The sequence below is a fragment of the Microcystis sp. BLCC-F209 genome, assembly GCF_041928595.1.
In the GTDB taxonomy this organism is placed as follows: domain Bacteria; phylum Cyanobacteriota; class Cyanobacteriia; order Cyanobacteriales; family Microcystaceae; genus Microcystis.
Map to the genome: position 1 here is coordinate 1 of NZ_JBHFLL010000331.1, position 3,907 is coordinate 3,907.

2 protein-coding genes and 2 pseudogenes are annotated in these 3,907 nt (G+C 41.2%); all 4 read right to left on the reverse strand.

All coding sequences use genetic code 11. From position 1 onward, the window contains the following. Positions 1-187 precede the first annotated feature (187 nt). Positions 188-1,357, reverse strand: a complete 1,170-nt coding sequence (gene hpsO / locus ACE1AQ_RS22190; protein ID WP_008200546.1) for a hormogonium polysaccharide biosynthesis glycosyltransferase HpsO — start codon at positions 1,355-1,357, stop codon at positions 188-190. Then, positions 1,354-1,554: pseudogene (locus ACE1AQ_RS22195) on the reverse strand (glycosyltransferase family 2 protein); the annotation flags it as partial. The pseudogene ACE1AQ_RS22195 and the gene hpsO, both read right to left, overlap by 4 nt. A 292-nt stretch (positions 1,555-1,846) precedes the next feature. Beyond that, entirely contained in the window at positions 1,847-3,574 is a 1,728-nt protein-coding gene (gene hpsL, locus ACE1AQ_RS22200; RefSeq protein WP_110543534.1) for a hormogonium polysaccharide biosynthesis protein HpsL, read from the reverse strand. Positions 3,575-3,633: 59 nt separating this feature from the next. Next, positions 3,634-3,907: pseudogene (locus tag ACE1AQ_RS22205) on the reverse strand (hypothetical protein); the annotation flags it as partial.

Consider the following 3,907-nt stretch of genomic DNA (forward strand, 5'->3'; position numbering starts at 1 on the left):
CTAAATCCTTATCTGGCAAGGGACTTAATTGATTAGCTCGTTCTAGATTGAAAACAATTGGCAAAAATCGCAGCCATGTCTTTCTATATAAGGGTTTCACCCCTTATAACTCCCGTCCATTGCATAACACAAACCGAAGAACTATAATTCATAATTCATAATTCATAATTCATAATTGCCACTTCCATCACCGAGGGAGTAATTGTTGATAGAAATCCAATTGTTTTTGAGCGAGCGCTTTATTAGTATAATTGTTCATTACTCTCTGATAACCCCTCTGGCCTAATTCTTGAGCGAAGCTGGGATTATCCAAGAGAGTTTGTATAGATTTAGCCAGTGCCTCCCCATCTTTTTCGGGAAAAATTAACCCCGTATCGGCAATAACAAAGGGAATTTCTCCCGAATCGGAACCAATAACAGGAATCTGACAGGCCATGGCTTCAATTAAAACATGACCGAATTGTTCTTTCCAACCGACGGCCGTTAAAGTTTTGACCCGATAGGTGATTTCTGAAGGCAAAACTAAAGTGTTCATCAGGTTAATATAATTAACTACTTGATCGTGGGGAACACTTTCTGCAATAATCAAGCGATCTCTTATTCCTGCGGCGGCAGCTTCGCTGACTATTTTATCTTTCAGGATGCCCCGACCTAACAGTAATAATCTCCAGTTACCTGTTAACTTAGCTACAGCTTTAATCAGCGTCAAAATGCCTTTCTCTTCCACAAAACGACCGACAAAACCAATCACAAATTCATCGGTTTCAATGCCTAAAGAGCGGGCTAAATCGGGTTGCTTGCTGGGGGAAAAAAGAACTTCATCCACGCCTAATTGTGGTAAAACGGTGTACTTACCCCTGTAACCCCGTTCTTTTAAAACATCTACCCCGTCCTGATTACCAGCGATTAAACCATCGGTATTTTTCAGGTTATAAGCTTCTAACCAAGAGATGGGAAATTTAAGATTATAGGGAAGATTCCACCAAGTAAAAAATACATTTTTAGCCCGGAGATTTAAGAGGCGATTCAGAGTAATAAATTGTGCATAAGCGAGAGATTTAGAACCCTGTTCTACTTGAATAATATCGGGTCTAAATTTTTGCAGCAAAGGAATTATATCAGTGCCAAAAGTTAATAAAGCTTGGTTATTCTGGCTAAAATTAGAGATAGGAATGACTCGGAAATTGTCGGCTATTTTCGGTTGACTTTCAATGATTTTATTTTGGACTCCTCCCGGTTGCCAACGTTGGGGAACAACAATAGTAACTTCCAGATTGGGATGTAATCTTGTCAGGGCGCGCAGTTTCTCACAGTTGAGATCAACTATATATGTATGACTAGCGACTAAAATTCTCATAGATTATCTAGTTTTGTATAAATTTGGCCATCATTCCAGAGGGAATTAACTTGAGTTTTCAGAGCATCCAGAAAACCTAAACTATAAAAAACTCCCCTAGAAAGGATTTTAATCGGGAAACCACCTTTATTACAGGGAGGATTACCAAGAACCTGACAATCAAATAATTTAGCATAGAGTCGCAATTTCGGGGTAATCTTGTTTGAGCAGGTCATCGAGGGTATCTTTAAGGGGTTCTTTGCCTCGATAGGTGGCTCTTCTGGTTTCTGTGTGGAAACGAGGTCTATACTGATAGAATATCCGCAAAATAGTCCTAAAAGTTTTGCCCAATAAGCACTTCAGGGTTCCATAAGCAAAAATTATCACACAAAGTTGAGAAGAGCCGATAGGTGGGTATGATGACGGAAATCGAGGGAAAATTCATAGCAGGGAATGGGGGAATTTCCACTAAAACCCTAAAACCCAATCCCTATAGCCCGATTCCATATTTCAAGCGAGAGAAACACCTTTGCGTTTAAATTTTAAGCCCTTTTTGGAGGATTTTGTGGCGGTTTCCCCCGCCAGAATTTTGGCTTCTTTTTCCTGTTTTTCGATCACTGGTAATTTAAAAATTACCCCCGCGAATATCCAGTAATAAACGCCCACAGGATCCGTATCGAGGGCATACCAATAGGGAAGATAGGCAACAAAGAGCAGGAAAACCCAATAACTACCGGCAAAACCTCGCAGAGTCGGGTCTTTGAGGGAACGATAGATGCGAAAGCTCAGATAAACCAGATGGGTCATAAATATCATGTACAAGGCAAAACCGATGTATCCCAACTCGAATAAAACTTTACTGTGATAGGTTTCCACAAAGGAAATATCACCGAAAACCCTAGCAGAAGCTGTGGCCACACCAAGTCCACGACCTAAAATACCGCCCTGATTACGGATAGCAAAATCCAACTGTTCTTGAATAAAAGCGGTGGGGGGACTGCTTTGCCAACGACTGACAGCACTATCGTAGCGTTGTTGGACAAAATCGGGGTTAAGGAAAGAAAAACCGATAGCTATAAGTAAAGTGGCGGCAAAAATGATCGGCAAAAATCGTTTTAAGTTAGCGATTTGTCCCGTAATAACCGTCATCAGACCAACAATCATCGGTACAGCAAAGAAAGCTAATCTTTGCCCGGAGATCACTGCATTAATAAAAACTAGGGTTAAACCCACTAGGGCTGCTAGTCGCCATTTTTGGGAAGTTTCACTAAAGGCGCTGGCATAACAAATTACGGCACCAGAGACTAAAAACCAAGCCCAGTGCCAGGGAGAAACAAAGGTACCAGGTAGGCGGATCATATTTACTTCTGGACTATAGGCCAATGCCCCGCCGACAAAACACCTTGCCTCTAAGGTGGCTTGGAAAAGTGCATCAGCCACGTAGCCTCTAGTTCCCACACAACGGCCTGTTTTCAGCATCCAGTATTGCATTAACCCTAGAACACAACAAATAATTACTAAAGTCACTAAAAGACGACCAAAAAATAATAGGGTGGGTTTGTCTTTTATTAAGTAATAAGTGCAGAAGATCAAGGGGACATAACCTAGCAAAACTTTAAATCCTAATAGTCCTTGCAGAAAAGTCTCACCTTCCCGACAGGGAATTCCGCGCAAACGGCCATCCCTAAACATAGTCATCCCGGCCACGGAATCACAAGTAGGCAGAAATTGTCTCTGCAAATTGATGGCTAATAGACAGACCACACAGAAAACAAAGATTAATAATAGGGTTGTACCTAATTGTTTCGGGACAATGATCGGTAATCGCTTTTTTCGACATTCTAAAACTAAGGCGATTAAAGCGGGTAGATAAAAGATATCTTTACTAAGCTGGAGGATTTGATTACCTCCCAACCAATAGATAATAGTGCCAGTGAAGGGGACATAGATAATAAATGCCCAAAGAGCCGCGCGAGGATAGCTAAAGGAGAAAACTCCTAAAATTAAGGCTAAACTTACTGCAGACCCTATCTTGGGATCAAATAATAAGCTGAGGGGTAATCCGAGCAAAATTGCTACACAAATGGCAAAAATAATCAACCCCGTTAACTTTTGTTTCTTTTGCCTTTCTTCTTTTTTGAGGGCAAGTTTCTCTTTGATGTTAAGCGGGGGACTATCAGCTTTTGTTTGGCCTTGTTTATGCTTTTTTTTCTGGCGATCAATACTTAGTCCGGTCATCGAAAAACTGGGTCTGAAACCCCGCCCTTTAGCGATAGCGGAGGGCGGCTTTATATAAGTTAGCGAGAAACAATTAAACCGTTAGAACGACGAATTAACTGAATCTTGCTAACAGCTATCTGTCCCAATTGTTGACCATTGGTATCGCTTACAGATAGCTGTTTTTCGGTATCTCCACTGACATAACCAATTCCTTTGGGAGAAGAAACTAAATCTCCTTTACGGAACCCATGTCTTGTGGTAGAGCCACCATATTTACGTCGTTTACCACCTTTAGAAAAAACCATCAGGTGAAGTTGACGACGACTAATAGGAGGACGTTTGATGACAGCA

Excerpts from the sequence above, each read along its gene's own strand:
- hpsO (WP_008200546.1), bottom strand. The coding sequence starts at position 1,357 with ATGAGAATTTTAGTCGCTAGTCATACATATATAGTTGATCTCAACTGT.
- hpsL (WP_110543534.1), bottom strand. The coding sequence starts at position 3,574 with ATGACCGGACTAAGTATTGATCGCCAGAAAAAAAAGCATAAACAAGGC.